Source organism: Streptomyces purpureus (assembly GCF_014648195.1).
GTDB lineage: Bacteria > Actinomycetota > Actinomycetes > Streptomycetales > Streptomycetaceae > Streptomyces > Streptomyces purpureus.
Window position 1 is genome coordinate 245987 of sequence record NZ_BMQQ01000005.1, and the last position, 21152, is coordinate 267138.

General features: G+C 71.2%; 22 protein-coding genes. 9 read left to right on the forward strand and 13 right to left on the reverse strand.

The genetic code is table 11. The features are described 5' to 3' along the window. Positions 1–22: 22 nt before the first annotated feature. Positions 23–877, reverse strand: a complete 855-nt coding sequence (gene chsH3 / locus IEZ01_RS09800) for an enoyl-CoA hydratase ChsH3 (RefSeq protein ID WP_189201105.1) — start codon at positions 875–877, stop codon at positions 23–25. Between the two features lie 811 nt (positions 878–1688). On the opposite strand from chsH3, the gene IEZ01_RS09805 reads away from it, so the two are divergent. Then, positions 1689–2234 carry an EF-hand domain-containing protein gene (locus tag IEZ01_RS09805; protein ID WP_019885915.1) on the forward strand — a complete coding sequence of 182 codons (546 nt, stop codon included), beginning with the start codon at positions 1689–1691 and terminating at the stop codon, positions 2232–2234. A gap of 3 nt (positions 2235–2237) precedes the next feature. Here the strand turns inward: IEZ01_RS09805 and IEZ01_RS09810 are convergent, their stop codons facing one another. Next, the gene (locus IEZ01_RS09810) at positions 2238–3431 is read right to left on the reverse strand and encodes a thiolase C-terminal domain-containing protein (RefSeq protein ID WP_019885917.1); all 1194 of its coding nucleotides are present in this window, start codon (positions 3429–3431) and stop codon (positions 2238–2240) included. 49 nt (positions 3432–3480) lie between these two features. Next, entirely contained in the window at positions 3481–5721 is a 2241-nt protein-coding gene (locus IEZ01_RS09815) for an acyl-CoA dehydrogenase family protein (RefSeq protein ID WP_189201107.1), read from the reverse strand. 379 nt (positions 5722–6100) lie between these two features. Between IEZ01_RS09815 and IEZ01_RS09820 the strand changes: the two genes are divergently transcribed. After that, on the forward strand, positions 6101–6703 hold the full coding sequence (locus IEZ01_RS09820) for a hypothetical protein (protein ID WP_019885919.1): 603 nt from the start codon (positions 6101–6103) through the stop codon (positions 6701–6703). 160 nt (positions 6704–6863) lie between these two features. Here the strand turns inward: IEZ01_RS09820 and IEZ01_RS09825 are convergent, their stop codons facing one another. The 4 genes from IEZ01_RS09825 to IEZ01_RS09840 form a co-directional block, all read right to left on the reverse strand. Next, positions 6864–8234, reverse strand: coding sequence for a hypothetical protein (locus IEZ01_RS09825; protein ID WP_189201109.1), 1371 nt, complete (start codon positions 8232–8234; stop codon positions 6864–6866). Between the two features lie 12 nt (positions 8235–8246). Further along, a complete protein-coding gene (locus IEZ01_RS09830) occupies positions 8247–9071 on the reverse strand; it encodes an NEW3 domain-containing protein (RefSeq protein ID WP_189201111.1) in 825 nt (274 codons plus the stop codon). A 185-nt stretch (positions 9072–9256) separates the two neighbouring features. After that, positions 9257–9595, reverse strand: a complete 339-nt coding sequence (locus tag IEZ01_RS09835) for a DUF397 domain-containing protein (RefSeq protein ID WP_189201112.1) — start codon at positions 9593–9595, stop codon at positions 9257–9259. Then, complete coding sequence (locus IEZ01_RS09840) at positions 9555–10403, reverse strand: helix-turn-helix domain-containing protein (RefSeq protein ID WP_189201192.1); 849 nt, start codon at positions 10401–10403, stop codon at positions 9555–9557. The genes IEZ01_RS09835 and IEZ01_RS09840 overlap by 41 nt, the downstream gene beginning before the upstream one ends. 211 nt (positions 10404–10614) lie before the next feature. Between IEZ01_RS09840 and IEZ01_RS09845 the strand changes: the two genes are divergently transcribed. The 5 genes from IEZ01_RS09845 to IEZ01_RS09865 all read left to right on the forward strand — a co-directional run bounded on the left by IEZ01_RS09845 (position 10615) and on the right by IEZ01_RS09865 (position 14798). After that, positions 10615–11130, forward strand: coding sequence for an ATP-binding protein (locus IEZ01_RS09845; protein WP_308427160.1), 516 nt, complete (start codon positions 10615–10617; stop codon positions 11128–11130). Next, positions 11117–11704, forward strand: a complete 588-nt coding sequence (locus IEZ01_RS09850) for a class I SAM-dependent methyltransferase (RefSeq protein ID WP_189201194.1) — start codon at positions 11117–11119, stop codon at positions 11702–11704. Before IEZ01_RS09845 ends, IEZ01_RS09850 begins: the two co-directional genes overlap by 14 nt. A gap of 89 nt (positions 11705–11793) precedes the next feature. After that, complete coding sequence (locus tag IEZ01_RS09855; RefSeq protein ID WP_189201196.1) at positions 11794–12729, forward strand: N-acetylmuramoyl-L-alanine amidase; 936 nt, start codon at positions 11794–11796, stop codon at positions 12727–12729. 140 nt (positions 12730–12869) lie between these two features. Next, positions 12870–13697 carry a DUF5336 domain-containing protein gene (locus tag IEZ01_RS09860; protein ID WP_189201114.1) on the forward strand — a complete coding sequence of 276 codons (828 nt, stop codon included), beginning with the start codon at positions 12870–12872 and terminating at the stop codon, positions 13695–13697. 93 nt (positions 13698–13790) lie between these two features. Beyond that, positions 13791–14798: an LLM class F420-dependent oxidoreductase gene (locus IEZ01_RS09865; RefSeq protein WP_189201116.1), complete on the forward strand. Its 1008-nt coding sequence runs from the start codon at positions 13791–13793 to the stop codon at positions 14796–14798. Between the two features lies 1 nt (position 14799). On the opposite strand, the gene IEZ01_RS09870 is transcribed toward IEZ01_RS09865, so the two are convergent. Continuing rightward, positions 14800–15336, reverse strand: a complete 537-nt coding sequence (locus IEZ01_RS09870; protein WP_019885931.1) for a hypothetical protein — start codon at positions 15334–15336, stop codon at positions 14800–14802. A gap of 110 nt (positions 15337–15446) precedes the next feature. Between IEZ01_RS09870 and IEZ01_RS09875 the strand changes: the two genes are divergently transcribed. Continuing rightward, on the forward strand, positions 15447–15740 hold the full coding sequence (locus IEZ01_RS09875) for a hypothetical protein (protein WP_028797475.1): 294 nt from the start codon (positions 15447–15449) through the stop codon (positions 15738–15740). Positions 15741–15886: 146 nt separating this feature from the next. Here the strand turns inward: IEZ01_RS09875 and IEZ01_RS09880 are convergent, their stop codons facing one another. Genes IEZ01_RS09880 through IEZ01_RS09890 form a run of 3 tightly spaced genes read right to left on the reverse strand, consistent with a single transcriptional unit; the run spans position 15887 to position 19082 of the window. Continuing rightward, complete coding sequence (locus IEZ01_RS09880; RefSeq protein WP_189201118.1) at positions 15887–16960, reverse strand: prenyltransferase/squalene oxidase repeat-containing protein; 1074 nt, start codon at positions 16958–16960, stop codon at positions 15887–15889. Further along, entirely contained in the window at positions 16957–17688 is a 732-nt protein-coding gene (locus IEZ01_RS09885; protein ID WP_189201120.1) for a class I SAM-dependent methyltransferase, read from the reverse strand. The genes IEZ01_RS09880 and IEZ01_RS09885 overlap by 4 nt, the downstream gene beginning before the upstream one ends. After that, positions 17688–19082, reverse strand: coding sequence for a glycosyltransferase family 4 protein (locus IEZ01_RS09890; RefSeq protein WP_189201122.1), 1395 nt, complete (start codon positions 19080–19082; stop codon positions 17688–17690). The genes IEZ01_RS09885 and IEZ01_RS09890 overlap by 1 nt, the downstream gene beginning before the upstream one ends. A gap of 206 nt (positions 19083–19288) precedes the next feature. On the opposite strand from IEZ01_RS09890, the gene IEZ01_RS09895 reads away from it, so the two are divergent. Then, positions 19289–19927, forward strand: coding sequence for a TetR family transcriptional regulator (locus tag IEZ01_RS09895; RefSeq protein WP_028797476.1), 639 nt, complete (start codon positions 19289–19291; stop codon positions 19925–19927). 38 nt (positions 19928–19965) lie between these two features. Here the strand turns inward: IEZ01_RS09895 and IEZ01_RS09900 are convergent, their stop codons facing one another. Both IEZ01_RS09900 and IEZ01_RS09905 read right to left on the reverse strand, forming a co-directional pair. After that, positions 19966–20508: a hypothetical protein gene (locus IEZ01_RS09900; RefSeq protein WP_189201124.1), complete on the reverse strand. Its 543-nt coding sequence runs from the start codon at positions 20506–20508 to the stop codon at positions 19966–19968. 119 nt (positions 20509–20627) lie between these two features. Continuing rightward, positions 20628–21023, reverse strand: a complete 396-nt coding sequence (locus IEZ01_RS09905) for a hypothetical protein (RefSeq protein WP_189201126.1) — start codon at positions 21021–21023, stop codon at positions 20628–20630. Positions 21024–21152: the final 129 nt, after the last annotated feature.

The window sequence follows — 21152 nt, forward strand, 5'->3', positions numbered from 1 at the left end:
GACGGTCACGAATGGCCGACGGTCACGCGTGGTCGACGACGGTGTCGGCGAGGACCGGCGCGTCGTCCCGTTCCACGGCCGTCACCGACACCTGGACGCGGCCCTCCCCGGTCCACATCCGGATCCGCAGGGTCTCGCCGGGGAAGACCACCCCGGCGAAGCGCGTGCTGTACGAGCGGACCCGGGTGACGTCCCCGTCGAGGAGGGTGTCGACGACCGCCTTGAGGGTCATGCCGTACGAGCACAGGCCGTGCAGGATGGGCCGCTCGAAGCCGGCGAGCTTGGCGAACTCGGGGTCGGCGTGGAGCGGGTTCCAGTCGCCGGACAGCCGGTAGAGCAGCGCCTGCTCCTCGCGGATGGGGCGTTCGACGGTGCGGTCCGGGGCGCGGTCGGGGAGTTCGGTGCGCGACGAGGGCCCGCGGTCGCCGCCCCAGCCGCCTTCGCCGCGTACGAAGATCTGCGCGTCGCTCGTCCACAGCGGGCCGTCGGCGTCGGCGGCCTCCGCGCGCAGGACGAGGATCGCGGCCTTGCCCTTGTCGTAGACGGCGGCGACGCGCGAGGTGGTGGTGGCCCGGCCGGCGACCGGCAGGGGGCGGTGCACGGTGATGGTCTGGCCGCCGTGCAGGACGGCGGCCAGGTCGACGTCGATGCCGGGCGCCCCGAGTCCGCCGACGAAGCCCATGCCGGCGCCGGCGACGGTGGCGAAGCTGGGCAGGACGTGGAGCTTGGACTCCAGGGTGTAGCGCAGTTCGTCGGGGTCGGTGGCGGGGACACCCGCGCCGAGGCCGAGGTGGTAGAGCTGGACGTCCTTGTGGTCCCAGGTGATCTCCGCGCTCCTGGGTTCGGCGGCGATCGCCTTCGCGGCATCGATGGGCATGTGGCTGCTGCTCCTACGAGGGTCGAGGAGTGGAAGACCTCGGCGCGGCCGTCCGCACCGTCGGCCGCACCGAGGCCGTACGGGACCGGCCGCCCCCGCGTCCGTTCTAGAACGCGTTCTAGGCCGGTTGGCCCCTATGTATAACGCACCCCCCATCACTTGTGAAGGCTCCTGACGTGTCGTCAGATCGGGTCGGGTGGCACGCTCGGCGACCTTCCTCGCATGCCAGGTCGATTTCATGATCAACTGAGCGTTGCTCAAGGGGATCAGGGGATCATGGGGGGATTGATGAGGGAAACGGCCTCGGTTTTCCAGCCGCTACGGGAGGACGATCCGCGCCTGGTGGGCGGCTACCGCCTCGCCGCCCGGCTCGGCGCGGGCGGTATGGGCCGGGTCTGTCTGTCGCACACGCCGGGCGGACGGCCGGTGGCGATCAAGGAACGCGACGTGCCGTACGGCCCTCGGCCGCGGCGCCGGCCAGACGGTTCCGCTGGCCCGGGCGTCGAAGGGCAGCGCCATCTGTGTCAAGCACCCTTCCGGGGACATCGCCCTGCTCGTGATCCAGGTCAAGTCGACGGCACTGCCGCACTTGGCGTTCATGGCCGGGGACATCAAGATCTGGCGGGCGGAGCAGGGCTGATCGGCCAGGGCTACGAGCGGCGGGGCAGCAGATGCCGTCGACCCGGGCCGCACCCAAGATCACCCACATGGGTGGACCTGAACGGGTGCCGTGTCGGGGGGCCCGGCCTGGGCAGTGTTCAGCGGCGCGCGCCACGTCACCCGCTCGTTCGGTCATGAGAGGACCCCAAAGATGACGACCACGACCTCCAGGGACACCCGGCTGGAGCGGCTCTTCGAGGCCACCGACGTGAACGCCGACGGCTATGTCGAGTGGGCCGACCACCAGTTGATCGTCGAGCGGATCCTGGACGCGTACAAGACGGAGCGGGACGGCCAGGAGGGCCAGGCGCTGAAGGCCGCGTACGCGATGGCCTGGCAGGAGGTGCGCCGCCACGCGGGCGGCAAGGAGCGCCTCAACAAGGCCGAGTACACGGCGGCGCTGCGCGCGACCGTGCTCGACACCAGCCGGTTCAATCTGGTCGAGGCCCTGCCGCACGCCGTCTTCGACATCATCGACACCGACGGCGACGGACTGATCGACAAGGGCGAGTACCAGCGGTGGCTCGAGGTCTGGGACATCACCGCCCCGGACGCGATGAACGTCTTCCACGCCCTGGACACCGACGGCGACGGCACGATCAGCCGCCAGGAGTCCGTCCGCTCCTGGCGGGAGTTCTTCCTCTCCGACGATCCACGGGCGGCCGGCACCCTCTTCTTCGGCACCCCCGCCTTCTGACCCTCAGGCCTGCCTCCGCAACAGCGTGACCACGGCCGCCCCGCCGAGTCCGATGTTGTGCGCGAGGCCCACGCGGGCGCCCTCCACCTGGCGGGCGCCCGCCTCCGCACGCAGCTGCCGGACGAGTTCGGCGGCCTGGGCGAGTCCGGTCGCCCCCAGCGGGTGGCCCTTGGAAATCAGCCCGCCGGACGGGTTGACCACCCACCGCCCGCCGTACGTCGTCGCCCCGGACTCCACCAGCTCCCCGGACTCCCCGGGCTCGCACATGCCGAGCGCCTCGTACGTCAGCAGCTCGTTGATGGAGAAGCAGTCGTGCAGCTCGACGACGTCGACGTCCTCGATGCCCAGGCCCGCCCGCTCGTACGCCTGCCGGGCCGCCTCCCGGGACATCGGCTGCCCGACCGCGTCGACGCAGGTCCCCGACGAGAAAGAGGCGGGCGTGTCCGTCGTCATCGCCTGGCCCGCGATCTCCACGGCCTTCTCCGCGAGGCCGTGCCGCTCCACGAAACGCTCCGACACGACGACGGCGGCCGCCGAGCCGTCCGAGGTCGGCGAACACTGCAGCTTGGTCAGCGGCGCGTGGACGGTCCTGGCGGCGAGGATCTCGTCGACGGTGTAGACGTCCTGGAACTGCGCCTGCGGGTTGTGCGCGGAGTGCCGGTGGTTCTTGGCCCCCACGGCGGCGAGCTGCGCCTCGGTCGTACCGTACTTCGCCATGTGCTCGCGGGCCGCGTTGCCGAAGATCTGCGCGGTGGGCGGTGTCATCTCGAAGCCGTGCGAGGCGGCCATGATGCCGTAGTGGCGGGCGACCGGCGACGTCTTGAAGTCTCCGCCGTCGGATCCTCCCCCCAGAGCGCCGCGCGCCATCTTCTCGAAGCCGAGGGCCAGTACGCAGTCGCTGATCCCGCCCTCCACGAACTGCCGGGCCATCATGAGCGCGGTCGCGCCGGTCGCGCAGTTGTTGTTGACGTTGTAGACGGGGACGCCGGTCAGGCCGAGTTCGTAGGCCGCGCGCTGGCCGGCCGTGGAGGCCTGGAAACAGTAGCCCACCGGGACCTGCTCGACCTGCTCGTAGGAGATCCCGGCGTCTGCGAGCGCGGCGCCGCCCGCCTCCCGCACCATGTCCCAGTACTGCCAGTCACGGGACTCGGGCTTCTCGAACTTCGTCGTACCAACTCCGACGATGTAGCTCTTCACGAAGACTCCTTCACGGTCGCGGTTCAGTCGCGCACGGTTCAATCGCGGTTCAGTCGCGGGGCAGGCCGAGGATGCGCTCGGCGACGACATTGAGCTGGACCTGCGTGGTGCCTCCGGCGATGGTGAGGCAGCGGGACATGAGCAGGCCGTGCACGGCCCGCTCCCCCGGCCCCTCACGCAACGCCCCCGCCGGACCGAGGAGTTCGAGTGCCAGCTCGGCGATCCTCTGCTGGTGGACGGTCTGGACGAGCTTGCGGACGCTGGCGCCCGCGCCGGGTTCAAGCCCTGACACCTGCTGGAGGGTGGTGCGCAGCCCGATGCAGCCGAGCGCGTGCGCCTCGGCGACCAGGGCGCCGATCCGGGCCCGGTAGGTGTCGTCCAACTCGGGGACGCGGGCGAGCAGGGCCTCCAGGCCGGTGTCGAAGGCGACCTGGTCGGCCATGTGGACCCGTTCGCTGCCGAGGGTGTGACGGGCGACGCGCCAGCCGTCGTCGACCGTCCCCACCACCGCGTCCGGCGGCAGCGGCGCGTCGTCGAAGTACACCTCGTTGAAGAGGGCGTCCCCGGTGATCTCCTTCAGTGGCCGGATCTCGATGCCGGGGGTGCGCTTCATGTCGACGAGGAAGTACGTCAGCCCCTTGTGCTTGGGGGCGTCCGGGTCCGTACGGGCCAGCAGGATGCCGTAGTCGGCCCACTGGGCGGCGCTCGTCCACACCTTCTGCCCGTTGATCCGCCAGCCGTCCTCCGTACGGTCGGCCCGGGTCCGCAGCGACGCCAGGTCGGACCCGGCGCCCGGCTCGCTGAAGAGCTGGCACCATTGCAACTCGCCGCGCAGGGTCGGCAGCAGGAAACGCTCCTTCTGCGCGTCGGAGCCGTACGCGATCAGGGACGGCACGACCCAGGTGGCGATCCCCAGCTCGGCCACGGCCACCCCCGCCGCCGCCAGCTCCTGCTGTACGGCGAGCTGCTGGACCGGCCCGGCGCCCAGGCCGTACGGGGGCGGGAGGTGCGGGGCGGCATGGCCGGTGGCGGCGAGGGCGCGGCGGGCGGCGGCCGGGTCGAGCCCGACCGCGACGGCGACGGCCTCGCGCGCCGCGACGCGGTACGGCTCGGCCTCCGGCGGCAGGTCGAGCCGCAGCTCCCGGCGCGCCCCGGCCGCCGCGAGGGCGACGGCCCGCAGGCGGTGGGAGTCGCCCGCACCGAGGAGCTGCCGGGCGACGACGGCGCGGCGCAGATACAGATGGGCGTCGTGTTCCCAGGTGAAGCCGATGCCGCCGAGGACCTGGATGCAGTCCTTGGCGCAGGAGTACGCGGCGTCCAGGGCGGCAGACGCGGCGAGCGCGGCGGTCAGGCCGCGTACGTCACCGTCGGGACTGTCGGCGTTGGCGGCGTGGCCGGTGCTGTCGGCGTGGTCCGCGTTGGCGGCGTGGTCGGCATGGTCGGCCGCTCTGGCCGCGTCCCAGGTGAGGGCGCGGGCCTGCTCCAGCCGTACGAGCATGTCGGCGCAAGTGTGCTTCACGCCCTGGAACCGTCCGATCGGGCTGCCGAACTGCTCCCGCACCTTGGCGTACTCGGCCGCGGTCTCCAGCGCCCGCGCGGCGGTCCCGCAGGCGTCCGCCGCGAACAGCACGGCCGCGAGGTCCCGTACGTGTACGGAGTCCAGGGCGCCCAGGACCCGGTCGGCGGGGACGACCGCGCCGAGGGCGGTGACCTCGGCGGTGGGCCGGGTCGGGTCGGCGCTGTCGTGGGCGCGGACGGCGAGGGCCCCGGCGTCGACGGCCAGCCAGCGGGTGTGGCCCTCCTGCCGGGCGGCGAGCAGGAGTACGTCGGCCTGCGCGCCCCCGAGAACGGGCGGCGCGGTCCCGTCGATCCGCAGCGCGCCGCCCTCGACCGGGGTGGCGGTGAGGGAACCCGAGCCCAGGGCCACGGCGCCGATCCGCTCGCCGGAGGCGAGAGGGGCGGCCAGTTCGCTGCGGCCGGCCCGGTGCAGGAGCGCGGCGGCGAGGACGTGCGGCAGGTACGGCCCGGGAAGCACGCCCCGCGCGGCCTCCTCCACCACGACGACCAGCTCCCCGAGCCCACCGCCCCCGCCCCCGCACGCCTCGGGCAGATGCACCCCGAGCAGCCCCTGCGCGCCGGCGGCGGTCCAGTAGCCGGGGCGCCCGGATCCGCTCCCGGTCCCGGGCACGTCGAGGTGCTTGCGCACCTCCTCGGGAGGCACGGCGCGGGCGATCCAGCCACGGACTGACCGGGCGAGCTCCCGGTGTTCTTCGGTGATTCCGATGCCCATGGCTGGGCAGACTAGAACAGGTTTCAATCTGACGGAAGGTCAGGAGTACGGGTTCGGTTTCTTCGCGGGGTCGGGGTGGGCCGGGGTCGTGGGTGTCGGGTGGGTCCGCCCTCTTTCCGAGTGTGGCTCCCGGAGCCGGCCCCTCAAGGGCGCTCCTTCGTCGCGTCGGCTTCGCCGATTCCGCTGCGCTCCATCCTTGACCGCCCGTCCCCCGTCCGCCTTTTCACACCCGGAGGGCGGCCCGGGGGTGGGGTCCCACGCCCAGCTGTGTTTGTGCCTACCGGCTCGTGGGCGTCAGCGGCTTCAAGCTGCGCGGCAGTGAAATGGGGCGGAGCTCCTGCAACATCCCACCTCAACTCGGCGTTCCAGGAGCCCAGCGATGATCTGGTGGCGCAAAGCCCGCGCCGTGCCCCTCATCGCAGCGGCCATCCTGGCAACGATCGCCTGCGGTCTATTCCTTGGCAACATCGAACTCCCCTTGCCTGTTCTGGCCGGACAGTCCGGTACCTTCCTCCTCGCTCACCTCATGACCCTGATGCCCGCTGTCACGCTCCTCTACGGCTTTGATCGTGCCAACAACCAGACCGAGAGCACTGCCGTGCGCAGCATGGCTTCCTGGAATGCCGCCCTGGGCGTTTGTACCGCCGCCATGGCCATACTCATCACGACTGCCAGCCACATCGCTCTGCAGTCGGATCTCTCGATTGTTCTGGGGCGCAACTCGGCCGGCTACATCGGGATCGCGCTCCTGTTGTACCCAATCCTCGGTCCGCAGCTCGCCGGTGCCGTCCTGGCCATCACTCCCCTCGCACTCGCAGCCACCGGATGGGCACCCAGCGGCGCGCCTGAAACCTGGGCCTGGATTTTGCACCCGGCCGACTCGGTCATTTCCATCACCTCGGCCATCGGAGTCATCGGCGTTGGCGCGGCAACCACCGCCCTCTGGTCGCGTCCACCTTTGCAGACGACCTGGCGCTCCTGATGGAAAGCAGGGTCACGCCAGACCTCAGCCGCAACAACGGTTCGTCCGGCGGTCCTGGTGTGTCAGGCGGCGGCCCCGGCGGGAGACTGCCGTGGAGATCACCGCCACCGCGAAGGCGAGGCGGGCCAGGCACTTTACGCACAGGAGAGGGCGCGCGGGGTCAGGGTTCGTCATGGCAGCCGTCGATCAGGGGATGGATCGTCCAGGAGTGCTCCGGCTGGTGCTGCGCGCCCCACACGGTCAGCGCTTCCGGCCCCATAGCGGCCAGCTGCGGGGCGGACAGCCCCTGCGGGTGGCGCGGGTCGGGTGGTGGTGGGGCCTGGCTCACCAGGCGGCACCACCGCTCGTGGGTGGCTTCGATCTCCGCGCGTTCGGCGGGCGGGATGCTGTGCTGGTCCCTCGGGTCGTACGGGCCTGGCGGCCGGATCTCCGACGGCAGTTCACCCGAGGACGTCTGAAGCTTCAGGATCGTCTTGACCGGATGCAGCTCGGTCTGGCCGGAGTGGCCCGCGTCCCAGACCCAGCGACCATGGACGATGACGACATCCCCCACCTGGATCTGCTTGGCGACCGGGCCGGTGACGAACAGGTCGTCGAAGGCCTGCGCCGCCTCCCACGCCGCGGCGAACGCCGCCGCGATCCAGGGCGCCAGGGCGAGGGCCATCGGGATGGCGATGATGTCCTCAAGGATGCTGCAGACCGCCTTGACCACCTTGTTGACCGGCCAGGGGAGCCGCTTTGCCACCGCGCGGCAGACCGCGCCCGGGCTCGGCCCGCCACCGGGCGGCTTCAGCTGGAGCAGGTCCAGGAAGGGCTTCATCGCCTGGCACACGAAGAAGATCCTGGATCCCTCACACTCGCAGTGCATGACGGGCAGCGGCAGCCACTCCCCCGCCGCGGGCGGGTAGCCCCCGCTTCCCAGCCCGGGATCGTCGTACAGCTTGTGCAGGTTGTCGCCGTTGAGCTTCTCGGGGTGAGTCTCGGGGTCCGGTACGAGAGTTCCTCCCTCGAACTTCCACATCACGCCGTACCCGTCCACCGGCCATGCGGCACTGCCCTGTGTCAGCGGATCCTGCATGACGGATCCGGCCTGGTCCACCGGGGGCGGCAGCGGCGGGGAGTTGGGCGTGTCGGCCATCAGCCAGCCCAACGGGCCGTGGCGTACGGCATCGTCGTAGACCGGGCGGGGGTCGACGACACGGGGATACGCGGGAGCCGGCGGCCCGTACACCGCGAAGTCCTGGACCTGGTACGGCGCGAGGAGCACGTTGAACGAGAAGTCGTTGTCGATCGCGTTCAGGCCCTTCTTGCCGGCCCCGACGGCTTCGAGCCCGGCCACGACGCCGATGGCGCACCGGTCGCCGCCGAGGCAGACCAGCTTGCCGCCCATCAGGTACTGGCAGAGCCCGAACTCCAGGATCGCCGGAAGCCCCGCGTCGAGCAGATCCTTCGGGCCTCCCGTGTAGTCCTCGCGGTCGACACAGTGCGTGTACTGCCCAGGAGGCGTGATGACCGCTCCGACGTCCACCATGGCGGGCTCCTCTCACCCCGTACCGTCGACGTACAACGTCACACCGCCGAGAAGCCCGTTGTCGGTGCCCGCCCGTACGTTGATCGCCTGCCGTCCGGCGAACCCGTCCGGCGCCGTGACGTCCACGGTGACCTCGGTCTCCTCCCCGGGCGCCAGCTCCGTCCGCGAGGGCTCCACCGCCACCTGCCAGCCCCTCGGGACCGGCCAGCGCTCCGGACGGTGCCGGTCCAGCGGGGATCGGTCCTGCCCGCACGGCTCGACGGGCGGGATCGCGTAGCCGTCGGCGGTCAGCGTGACGACGGCCCGGTTGGCCCGGTCGTTGCGGAGGGGGAAAGTGAAGGCGGCATGCGGTGAGTTGAGCGCCTTCACATCGGTGTTGCTCTGCCCCAGGTTGTTGCCGGGCTCGGCGTCGTCGTCCCACAGCAGCTCGACCTGAAGGCAGTAGTGGCCGGCGGCGGCCGGCGTGCGCCACGGCACGGAGGCGAAGGCGGGGCACCCGCTCGCCGCCTTCACCGGCAGATCGACCTTCGTCATGCCGATGTCGTGCCGGGTGGTGCCCACGCCGAACGCGAGATAGCTGACGCGCACGGGCAGCCCCGGCGCCGGGCCGGTGGTCGAGCCGTTCCAGATACGGGCGACGACGACGTGGTCGGTGTCCGGCTGGAGGGCGTGCGCGTCGACCGGGGTGCCGGGGGCCGAGGCGAGTTCGACGTGGATATCGGGGTTGTCCCAGGTGAACGCGAGCCCCTGCGCGTCGAGATACTGCTGGCTGTAGATCAGGGGATCCGGCTGCCGGTACGCCCAGGGCGGGACCACTCCGTCGGCGGGCCTGGGCACTTCACGACCGGCAAGCCGACACAGCCGCCTGAGCTCCTTCAGGAGCCATCCCACCCACCCCAGCACAAGCAACAGCCACAGCAGCTGTAGCCAGCGGGGACAGGCGCAGGGGTCCCGCTTGCACCTCATACATCCAAATGTTCCACCAGCGCCGGACGACCGCACCCCGAGGGGTGCGGCCCGTTTCAGCCCTTGAGCGCCGTGACGAACGTGGCCCAGGCGGCCGCGTCGACGACGAAGGCCGGCCCGTCGGGGTTCTTGGAGTCACGGAGCCCGACGCGGCAGGGCTGGGCGGCGACCTCGATGCAGTTGCCGCCCGTGTCGCCGCTGTACGAGGACGTACGCCAGGCAGCTGCCCCGAGGGGAGCGCACTCGACGCAATCACCACCGGTGTCACCGCTGTACGAAGACTTACGCCAGGCCGCTGCGCCGAGGGGGGCGCACTCGACGCACTCCCCACCCGTGTCGCTGCTGTACGAAGACTTACGCCACCGTGCGCCCGTCAGGTCGTGGTTCGTTCCCATAACGCTCCTCCATCACTCGGGCGATCAGCGCCGCTGACTCCTCGACCGAGAGTGCGGCCGCCTGCAAATGATCGTATCGGAGCGAACCTTCCCTGATAGCGTCCGGATTGGCCGTCATGTGACCCTGCACGAAGTCCTCGCTGTAGACGATGTCCGGGTCATCCTCGAAGCGCAGGAGCGTGAAGGATCCAGGCAGACCAGCGTGCGCGCCCGCCGAGAAGGGCAGGATCTGCACCTTCACCCACTCCTGGTCCTTCGTCTCCAACAGACGCTCCAGTTGGTTTCGCATGACATCCTTGCCACCGATCTCCTGGTGGAGCACCGCCTCGCTCAACACCACCCAGATCAAAGGTGGGTTCTTCTTCGCCAGGATGCGCTGGCGCTCCATCCGAGCGGCCACCTTCCCGTCGAGGTCCCCTTCCGTCCGTACACCCAGTACAGCGCGTGCGTACTCCTCCGTCTGGAGCAAGCCGTAGACCAACTGGGCCTGGTACGTGGAGATGTACGCGGCTTTCTTCTCGAGGTCGGCGAACGGCTGGAACCACGCCGGCAGCTGGCTCCGCAGCACCAGCCCGATCAGGCGCTCGAACACACCTCCCGTCTCCAGCGCCACATCCAGCCTCAGCGAGAACTTCCGTGTCGGCACCTTCCGTGCGTTCTCGATCTGTCCGATCAGGGACGCCGTGCAGAACACGCACGCCCCCAACTGCGCCTGATTCAGCCCGGCGTCCTCTCTCAGCCGGCGGAGTTCTGATCCGTAGTAGTCCAGCGGCGACGCGCTGGGATCCAGGTCGCGGATGTTGACCATGGTCGACGGCACCCCCAAGCTCACACCTTGCGGCGTTCGGTTCAAGCCGTAGCCGAGCGTAACCAATTCGTCGCACTCTGGTGACATGAATCACGCAACTGGCCTCCCACCGGCAGAAATTGAGGCCATCTATCGCATGGGCTTCACCGTCGGTGACCACTCCGCGCGGCACATTCGCCGGATCCTCCGTACGTTCCTCGGCCGCTGGGGCATGCCCGAGCTGGTCGACGACGCCGAGCTCGCGCTCACCGAGCTCGTCGCGAACGTCGTACGGCACGTCCCCGGCAGCCAGTGCACGCTGCTGATCATGCGGCGGCCGTCGGGGCTGCGGGTGGAGGTCACGGACGCGTGCGCGGGCGCCGTACGGCCCCGGCATCCGAGCGATCCGCTCGCCGAGGACGGGCGGGGGCTCCTGCTGGTCGAGGCCGTGACGGACCGGTGGGGGTGCCTGGTCCGGGGGACGGGCAGGCGGCCGGGAAGACGGTGTGGTTCGAGTGCGACGCGAAGCCGCGGCGTCGCGCGCGAAGCAGCATGCGCGCGAGGCAATAATGGGCGCCCCGGACCGTACCGCCCAGTAGCCCGCACAGTAGGAGACCCCCATGGCCGAGCAGCCCGCGCAGCCCGCGTCCATCCCCGCGCAAGCGCCCGCGTCGGTGCCGACGCGCGAGCCCAAGCCGGAGACGCTCGCCGCCTTCCAGGCGGCCAAGGGGTTCATGCCCGTCGGTGAGGGGCTGGCGCTGTACGCGGCGGCCGTCGAGGCCACGCTGCTCGGGCTGCCGCTGCTGGAGGTGGGGACGTACTGCGGGCGCTCCACGATCCTGCTGGCCGACGCCGCCCGGGAGGCCGGTACGGTCGCGGTCACCGTCGACCACCACCGGGGCAGCGAGGAGCAGCAGCCGGGGTGGGAGTACCACGACCCGGCGGTCGTGGACCCGGAGGTGGGACAGATGGACACCCTGCCGACCTTCCGCCGGACGCTGCACAAGGCAGGCCTTGAGGACCACGTCGTCGCGGTCGTCGGGCGGTCGCCGCAAGTGGCGAAGGTGTGGGGCGGGGAGGTGGGGCTTGTCTTCATCGACGGCGGGCACACCGACGAGCACGCGACCAACGACTACGAGGGCTGGGCGCCGAAGGTCGCCGAGGGGGGCCTGCTCGTGATCCACGACGTGTTCCCGGACCCGGCGGACGGTGGGCAGGCTCCGTACCGGATCTATGTGCGGGCGCTTGAGTCCGGCGCGTTCGGTGAGGTGTCCGTGACGGATTCGCTCCGTGTGCTCCGTCGCACCGGTCCGGGGATCTGACGCCACCGGAGTCGTAGTACTAGGGTCTCGGCGTGCCGTACGACGAGGAACAGTCCCCCACCCCCCGGCGCCTTGCCCGGTCGAACCTGATGGTGGCGGTCATCGCGCTGGCTCCGCTCACGATGGCGGGCTGGCTGATCTGGCAGGCGGTGGGTTCTGCGGGGCCGGGGGCTCCGCCCGGGTCGGTGGTGCCGCCGCCCAGCCGCAGCGCGACCGCGACGGGGAGCGCGCCCGCGACGTCGAGCCCGGCCGCCGGGCCCAAGCCGTCGGCCTCGGCCCCGGTCTCGTCGCCGACGCCTGCGCCGCCCACGCCGACGCTTCCTCCTCCCGGGAAGGGCCCCCTCTCCGGGAAGGTCGTCGTGATCGACCCTGGTCACAACCCTGGGAACTTCGATCATTCACGAGAAATCAACAAATCCGTGAACATCGGCACAAACCACAAGGAATGCGATACAACTGGCACGTCCACCAACCGGACCTCCACCCGTCCGGCCTACACCGAGGCGGAATTCACACTCGACGTGTCACACCGCATCGTGAAGGTGCTGCGTGACCAGGGGGCGACCGTTCTCCTCACCCAGGACAACGACCGTCCCTGGGGCCCCTGCATCGACGAGCGCGCCCGGATCGGGAACGCCGTCAGGGCCGATGCCGTCGTCTCCGTCCACGCCGATGGCTCGGGGGTCGGCAACCGGGGGTTCCATGTGATCCTGCCGGCGCAGGTCAAGGGGGGTGCGGCGGACACGGCGGACATCGTCGGGCCGTCGCGCGAGCTCGGTGAGCGGATCGCCGGGAGGTTCGTCCTGGCGACCGGCAGCCGGCCTTCCAACTATGTCGGCGGGGGTACGGGGTTGGACGTACGGAAGGATCTCGGCGGGCTCAACCTGTCCAAGGTCCCGAAGGTGTTCGTGGAGTGCGGCAACATGCGGGATCCGCAGGACGCCGCATTGCTGACGAATGCGGCGTGGCGTCAGAAAGCGGCGCAGGGAATCGCCGACGGTATCAGCACCTACCTGCTGGGGTAGACCGGCCAGACGATAGATTCTCTTTTCTGCCGGGGGGATGCGGGGGCTGCCCCCGGGCGCGCACACCATCCGTACGATGGGGGCCGCCCCCGTGCCTTTGCGCCACCCCCGACGAGACGACCGACGAAGGACTTTTACACGTGAACATCCGCTCGCTCACTCGAGGCGATGGCGTGGTGATCGGAGCAGCGGTGTTGCTCTTCATCGCCTCCTTCCTGGACATCGCCGACTGCGAAGGCAGCTTCTGCACGTCCACCAACTCGTGGGAGGTGTCTCCCCTCGGGTGGGGCGGCTTCTTCCTCGGCATCGTGGGTGCCGCGCTGATCGTGGTCTCGCACGGTCTGCCGCAGACCCGCAAGGTGGCCGGTCTCGAACTCGGTCAGGTGGGTGTCGTCTTCGCCGTCGCCTCGGCGTGGAACATCCTCATGTGGATCTTCGAGTCGAACAACGCGGGTGCCGGTCTGGTCATGGGCCTGATCGCCGCGCTGCTGCTGGCCGCCGCCGCGGTCGCCGGGCCGCTTGTGCCGGCGCTGAAGGCTCCGCTGGTGGGTGCGCCGCGTCCGCAGGCTCCGGCTCCGTACGGTCAGCAGCCGGGCGTTCCCGGCGGCTACGGCTACCCGGGTGCCCAGCAGCAGCCGTACGGCGCCCAGCCGGGTCAGCCGCAGCCGTTCGGCGCGCAGCCGGGGCAGCCGCAGCATGAGCCCGCGCCGCAGCCGCAGGCCGCGCAGACGGCTCAGCCGCAGCCCGCCGGGCAGGGCGCTCCCGCGTCGGACTTCGCGCCGTTCTGGTTCGCGGTGCCGGTGGCGCGTCCGCTGTACGGGGAGGACGGTTCGCCGGCTCCGATCGCCGAGCTGGCGCCGGGGACCTGGTACCTCGCGGTGGAGCAGCGCGGCTCCGGTCTGGTCGCCCAGACGCAGGACGGCCGTCGTGGTGTTCTCCAGGACACGACGGGCATCCAGCGCGGCTGAGTTCTCTGTGGCAGCGGCCCCTCGCCCTTCCGGGCGGGGGGCCGTTGTCGTACAGTCCCCCCTTGCCTGACTGGCCGTCAGAAAGGTGGGCTCATGCGTCTTGGACTCGCGCTCGGCTACTGGGGCCGGGGCCCCAATCCCGGCCATCTCGACCTCGCCCGGGAGGCGGAGCGGCTCGGCTACGCCTCCGTGTGGACCGCCGAGGCCTGGGGCTCGGACGTGTTCACCCCGTTGACCTGGATCGCGGCGCACACCTCCCGTATCGAACTGGGCACCGCCATCGCCCAGATGGCCGCCCGCTCCCCCACTGCCACCGCCATGCACGCGCTGACGCTGGACCACCTCTCGGGTGGGCGGATGACGCTGGGTCTTGGGCTGTCCGGGCCGCAGGTCGTGGAGGGGTGGTACGGGCGACCGTTCCCGAAGAGCCCGCTGACGGCGACGCGGGAGTACGTGGACGTGATCCGGCAGACCCTGCGGCGGGAGCGGCCGGTGTCGCTGGAGGGGCGGTTCCACTCCCATCCGTACCGGGGTGAGGACGGCACCGGCCTCGGCAAGCCGCTGAAATCGATCACTCATCCGCTGCGGGCCGAACTGCCCGTGCTGCTGGGTGCGGAGGGCCCGCGGAACATCGCGCAGACGCTGGAGATCGCCGACGGCTGGCTCCCCCTCTACTGGTCACCGACCCGCCCCGACGTCTACGCCCTCCCGGACCGCCTCCCGCCCGGCTTCCGGGTCGCCCCTCTGGTGCGCGCACAGGTCTGCGACGACGTCGCCGCCGGTCTGCTGCCGGTCAAGGCGATGCTCGGCTTCTACATCGGCGGCATGGGCCACGCGACCCGTAACTTCCACGCGGACCTGATGGCGAGGATGGGCTACGAGCCCGAGGCCCGGCGCATCCAGGACCTGTTCGCCGAGGGACGCCGGGACGAGGCGGTCCTGGCCGTTCCGGACGCCTTCGCCGACGAGATCTCGCTCGTCGGCCCTCGGAATCGCATCGCGGAACGCCTGGAACTCTGGCGCAAGGGCCCGGTGACGGACCTCCTGGTGACGGCCCCGGACCCGGCGGCGCTGCGGGTGCTCGCGGATCTCTGCCGGTGAGTCACCCCCGGAGCTGGGAGAGGCTCGGGACCTTGTCCGTGACCTCGGCGCCCGCGCTGCGGCCCGCGTCCTTCACGTCCGTGATGACGTTCTCGAACGAGCCGATGTCCGCCTCCGTCGCCTCGCCCTTGCGGAGTTTGGTGCCGAGGTTCTTGAGGGAGTCGATGCCGGCGGTGATCGGGGCGAGCGCCTTCGACAGGAGCGGGTCGCCCTTGGCGTTGTTCGCCGCCGCCTTGAGGCGGTTGTAGGCGAAGGCGCCCGCGAGGCCCGCCTTGATCAGGGCGGACGTGCGGCCGTCCGCGCCCTTCTTGAAGGTGCCCGCGCGGTAGGGCTTCACGATCCACTGGTACGTGGCGCCCGCCGCGAGGCCCGCGTTGGCGACGAAGCGGGTCTTCGCGAACCGCTGGGTCTCGGTCGTACCGGTCGGGGTGGCCGAGCCGCCCCCGTCGTCGCCTCCGCAGGCGGCCGTGGTGAGCAGCAGGGTGCAGCACAGGAGCAGCGCCACGGCGGCACGGCGGTGCGGGGCGGTTCGGGGCACGGCGGCACCTCCCAGGGGCTTCGGTGTCAGCCTCGGCCCTCGGTGGCGGCCTCACCAGTCGGGTGGAGCCGAACGGGTTTCCGGCGGCGTGTGGCGGTAAGGCGAATCGCATGAATCATCGACGGAGCAACACCACGCAGGCGGCGCGGGTGATCAGCGTCGTCGCCGATGTCCTGGCCGCGATCATCGGCCTTTGGATCCTGATGTACCTGCTGGACGCCAACCGGGCGAACGGTCTGGTGGAGTTCGTCCAGAACGTGGCCCGCTTCCTGGCCGGCTGGTCGCACGACCTGTTCACCTTCGACACGGCGTGGGCGCGTGTGGTGGCGGGATACGGTCTCGCCGCGGTGGTGTACCTCGTGGTCGGGCACATGGTGGCGGGGCGACTGCTGCGCCGCCACTGACCGTTCCGAGCAGGGGCCGAGCAGAAGCCGAGCAGGGGGGCCGAGCGCGGGTCCGGGTCCGTGGGGGACCCGGGCCGTGCTGCCGTTCATCCCCGGGGCGTGCGGCCGCACATCGCGGCCGGTCGTCTGCGACGCCGTGCGGCCGGTCAGCCGCAGCAGTCGGGCTCCAGGCCCTTCGGCAGGCGTTCCCCGCCGAAGACCGCCGTCGTCGCCTCGTCGCCGCCGAGCGCGGCGACCGCGAGGAGGAGGGAGCCCGCCGTCCAGGTGGTGAGTTCCTCGGGCCATATCGCTTTGTTGCCCTCGAAGACGTAGCCCGTCCAGTAGAGGCCGTCCTCGGCGCGCAGGTGCTGGATGGCCTGGAGGATCTCCAGGGCGCGGTCGGACTCGCCCATCGCCCAGAGGGCGAGGGCCAGTTCGCAGCTCTCGCCGCCGGTGACCCACGGGTTGGGCAGCACGCAGCGGACGCCGAGGCCGGGGACCACGAAGTCGTCCCAGGCGGCTTCGAGACGGGCCTTGGCCTCGGGGCCGGTGACCGCGCCGCCGAGGATCGGGTAGTACCAGTCCATCGAGTAGCGGCTCTTGTCGAGGAACCGCTCGGGGTGGCTGCGTATCGCGTGGCCCAGGGCGCCGGTGGCGAGCTCCCAGTCAGGCTGGGGCTCCTCGACGGTCTCGGCGATGGCGAGGGCGCAGCGCAGGGCGTGGTGGATGGAGGAGGAGCCGGTCAGCAGCGCGTCGGTGACGGGGGTGCCGTCGGCCTCGCGCTTCCAGCCGATCTGGCCGCCGGGCTGCTGGAGGTCGAGGACGAACTCGATCGCCGCGTACACGGCCGGCCACATGCGCTCCAGGAAGGCGTCGTCGCCGGTGGCGAGGTGGTGGTGCCAGACGCCGACGGCGAGGTAGGCGCAGAAGTTGGTCTCCCGGCCGTGGTCGGTGACCTGGTCCCACTGGCCGTCGTGGTAGGCGGCGTACCAGGATCCGTCGTCGTTCTGGTGCCGGGCCAGCCACTCGTAGGCACGCTCGGCGGCGGTGTGTTCGCCGGCCGCGTCCAGGGCCATGGCGGCCTCGGTGTGGTCCCAGGGGTCGAGGTGGTGGCCGCGGAACCACGGGATGGCGCCGTCCTCGCGCTGGGCGGCGAGGATTCCGGCGACGGTGCGGGTGGCCTGGTCGGCGGTGAGGACGCCGGGCAGGACGAGGTGTTCGGTACGGCCCGGAGATGTCACGCGTCGGCCTTGGGGAGGTGCGGCTTGGTGGCATAGGCGACGAAGCTCTTGCCGACGACCGGGTTGAGCAGCTGCTCGGCGACCCGGGTGAGGGCGGGCTTCTTCATGATGTCCCAGACCAGCAGCTTGTGGTACGCGCGGACCGGCAGGGCCTTGTCGTTGTCGACGCCGAACGCGCACTTGAGCCACCAGTACGGGGAGTGCAGGGCGTGGGCGTGGTGGGTGCCGTACGGCTTGAGTCCGGCCTGGCGGATCTTGGCGAGGAGCTCGTCGGCCTTGTAGATGCGGATGTGGCCGCCCTCGACCTCGTGGTAGGCGTCGGAGAGCGCCCAGCAGATCTTCTCGGGGCCGTAGCGGGGGACGGTGACGGCGATGCGGCCGCCGGGCTTGAGCACGCGGACCATCTCGGCGAGGACGCCCTTGTCGTCCGGGATGTGCTCCATGACCTCGGAGATGATCACGACGTCGAAGGACTCGTCGGGGAAGGGGAGGTTGAGCGCGTCGCCCTCCATGGCGGTGGCGGTGGCTCCGGCGGGGGCCTCGCCGGCCTCCTTCATCGCCGCGAACCACTTGGCGACCTCGCGGATCTCCTCGCCGTTCTGGTCGAGGGCCACCACCTGGGCGCCGCGCCGGTAGCACTCGAACGCGTGCCGGCCGGCGCCGCAGCCCAGGTCGAGCACGCGGTCGCCGGGGGCGAGCGGGAAGCGGGTGAAGTCGACGGTCAGCATCAGCGATTGCTCCCAAGGGGGGTACCCGTACCCGGGGCCGTGGAGAGGCCCGGAATCCTGGCCGCGGCGCGGCCCTTGGCGTGCCGGCCCGCGATCGCCTCGCGGTACAGCTCGGCGGTGCCCTGGGCGGCGCGGGCCCAGGTGAAGTTGGCCAGAACCCGGTCGCGGCCGGCGGCGCCGAGGCGGGCCCGCAGCGCGGGGTCGGCGAGCGCCCGGCCGAGGGCGGCGGCGAGGGCGCCGGCGTCGCCCGGGGGCACCGCGAGGCAGGTCTCGCCGTCGGGGCCGGAGACCTCGGGGATCGCGCCGCCGGTGGTGGCGACGAGCGGGGTGCCGGTGGCCATCGCCTCGGCGGCGGGCAGGGAGAAGCCTTCGTAGAGGGAGGGCACGCAGGCGACCTGGGCGCTGCGTACGAGGTCGACGAGTTCGGCGTCGGTGATGCCCTTGACGAAGTCGACGTGGCCTTCGAGGCCGTACCGCTCGATGGCCTGGGCGACGGGTCCGTCCTCCGCGCGCTTGCCGACGACGACGAGGTGGGCGGCGGGGTTCTCGGTGCGGAGCTTGGCGAGGGCCTCGACGAGGTGGATCAGGCCCTTGAGGGGGACGTCGGCGCTGGAGGTGGTGACGATACGGCCGGGGACCTCGGCGACGGACGGGTCGGGCGACCAGAGGTCGGTGTCGGCGCCGATGTGGACGACACGGATGCGGTCCGCGCGTACGCCGAGGTGGTCGACGATCTCCTGCCGGGAGGAGCCGGAGACGGTGAGGACGGAGGGCAGGCGGCGGGCGACCCGCTTCTGCATGCGGGTGAAGGCGTACCAGCGGCGGACGGAGGCGCGGCGCTTCCAGTCGGTGGCGGCGTCGAGTTCGAGCTGCCGGTCGACGGTGATGGGGTGATGGATCGTGGTGACCAGCGGGGCGCCGATGGCGCCGGGGCCGCCGAGGAGACCGTAGCCGAGGGTCTGGTTGTCGTGGACGACGTCGAACTGGCCCGCGCGGGCGGCGAGGTGGCGGCGGGCGCGCAGGGAGAAGGTGAGCGGTTCGGGGAAGCCGCCGGTCCACATGGTGGCGACTTCGAGGGCGTCGATCCAGTCGCGGTACTCGTCGCGGGCCGGTGTGCGGAAGGGGTCCGGCTGGCGGTAGAGGTCGAGGCTGGCCAGCTCGGTGAGCGGGACGCCCTCGTCGAGGGTGGGGTACGGCTGGGAGCCGATGACCTCGACGTGGTGCCCGAGGCGGGCGAGCTCGCGGGAGAGGTGCCGGACGTAGACGCCCTGACCGCCGCAGAACGGGTTTCCCTTGTACGTGAGGAGCGCGATGCGCAGGGGGCCGTCACCCTCGGCCCGGGCGCCGGTGACGGCACCGGCGCGGGGGCCTGCATCTATGGCCTCAGCGGTCACTCGCGGCCCCCTTCTGCTTGCGTTTCGCGGGAGCGTAACCGCTCGCGCTAATCTAGAACAAGTTCCACACTTGATCGTTCAAGGAGCTTCGAATCTACCGGCAGGTAGTGCCGGCGTAAGAGCCGGATCAGGTGATTCGCGCCACGGCGGGTGGCCGACCGTCCTGAGCCATACTGTCGCGAGCCAAACCCCACGGAACGGGACCCATGACAGCGGAAGACAGACCTGCGTCACCTCCCCTGACAGAGCGCCAGGAGGCGCGTCGCCGCCGCATCCTGCACGCCAGTGCGCAGCTGGCCGGGCGGGGCGGGTTCGACGCCGTGCAGATGCGCGAGGTCGCGGAGGCGGCGGGGGTCGCGCTGGGCACGCTGTACCGCTACTTCCCGTCCAAGATCCATCTGCTGGTCGCCACGATGCAGGACCAGCTGGACCACATGCACTCCACGCTCCGCAAGCGGCCCCCGGCGGCCGAGGACCCGGCGGAGCGGGTGGCGGAGACCCTGATGCGGGCGTTCCGGGCGTTGCAGCGTGAGCCGCATCTGGCGGACGCGATGGTACGGGCGCTGACCTTCGCCGACCGGAGCGTGAGCCCGGAGGTGGACACCGTCTCGCGGCAGACGACGGCGATCATCCTGGACGCGATGGGGCTCGACCATCCGACGCCGCAGCAGCTGTCGGCGGTCCGGGTCATCGAGCACACGTGGCACTCGGCGCTGATCACATGGCTTTCGGGGCGGGCGTCGATCGCGCAGGTGAAGATCGACATCGAGACGGTGTGCCGGCTGATCGACCTGACGGCGCCGGACGCGGCGGCCGCGACCCCGAAGGGCCGCGGACGCCGCTGAGCGGTCCGTCAGGACGGGATCCGTCAGGACGGGGCGGGTCAGGACTTCTTGTTCTTCTCCAGGTCCGCCTTGAACAGCGCCTCGCACGCGGCGCCGTTGTCGGTGGCGACGAAGTGGACGATCACGAAGGTCTGCTTCGTACCGACCGGCGCGCCGGAGTAGTTGGCCTTCACCGTCCAGCCGCTCTTGTCCAGGGAGTTGATGGTGGACGGGCCCTGCTCGAACTTCTGGCCCTGGTTCCAGCCACCCTTGGTGAGGGCCGCGACGGTGTCCTCGTACGACTTCTTCGGGTCGGCGGCCTGCTTGGTCTCGGGCGACCAGGAGACCATGCAGTCCTTGAGGGTGGGCGGGACGTCGTCGCCGGGCTTCTCGGTGAAGCCGGCGGCGGTGGCCGCGTCCGCTATCTCCTTCTTCACGGCGGCGGCGTCGAGGCTGCCGCCGCCGTTCTCCTCGGCCGGAGCCGAGGCACCCTGGGACGGCGCACCGGTGGCCCCACCCTTGCCCGAACCGCCTTCGCTTCCGCACCCCGCGACCAGCAGCACCACACCGGCAGCCGTGGCCGCCCACTTCGCCTTGCGCACAACTCTCCCAAATACGCACGCACGAAGGCCTCTTGCCCCCGTTTACACGGGACAGTTTTGCACGTGGAAACGGGACCCACCGCGCCTGCTCCGCGCGGTCGGCATGGAAGGCCGGGCGGTCAGCCGAGCGGACCCACGCCGGGGTTCGCGCTCGCGCCGCCGCCGTACCGCTTCACGCAGGCGTCCTCGAAAGCCATCAGGTTGAGCTGGCCCGCCCCACGGGTGTCCCGGAACTCCGCCACCAGAGTCCAGCCGCGCTTCTTGAGGAGCGACCGGGCCTGACCGGGCGTCGCGTCGTCGGCCTTGGCCTGCTGCCAGCCGCGCTCGCGCAGCTCGTCGGCCGCCGCCTCGTACTGGCTGAGCCCGATCGGGTCGGCATCCGTGCCGTAGCCCCGGTACTCGACCCAGCATGCCCGCTTCGAGCCGGCCGGGGCGTTCGCGGCCATTTCGGCCCAATCGGGGTCGGTGGGCGGAGCCCCGGCGTCCGCGGCCGACGTGTCGAGGTCCGTACGCACCCGGTCCTTCGTGAACGGCCCGGAGTCCTCGGCCCGTGCCGAGGGCGCTGCGGACGCCCCGCCCTGCTGCCCCGGACCGCAGCCCGCGGCCCGCGGCCCCGAGCATCACAGCCATGGCCGCTGCCGCCA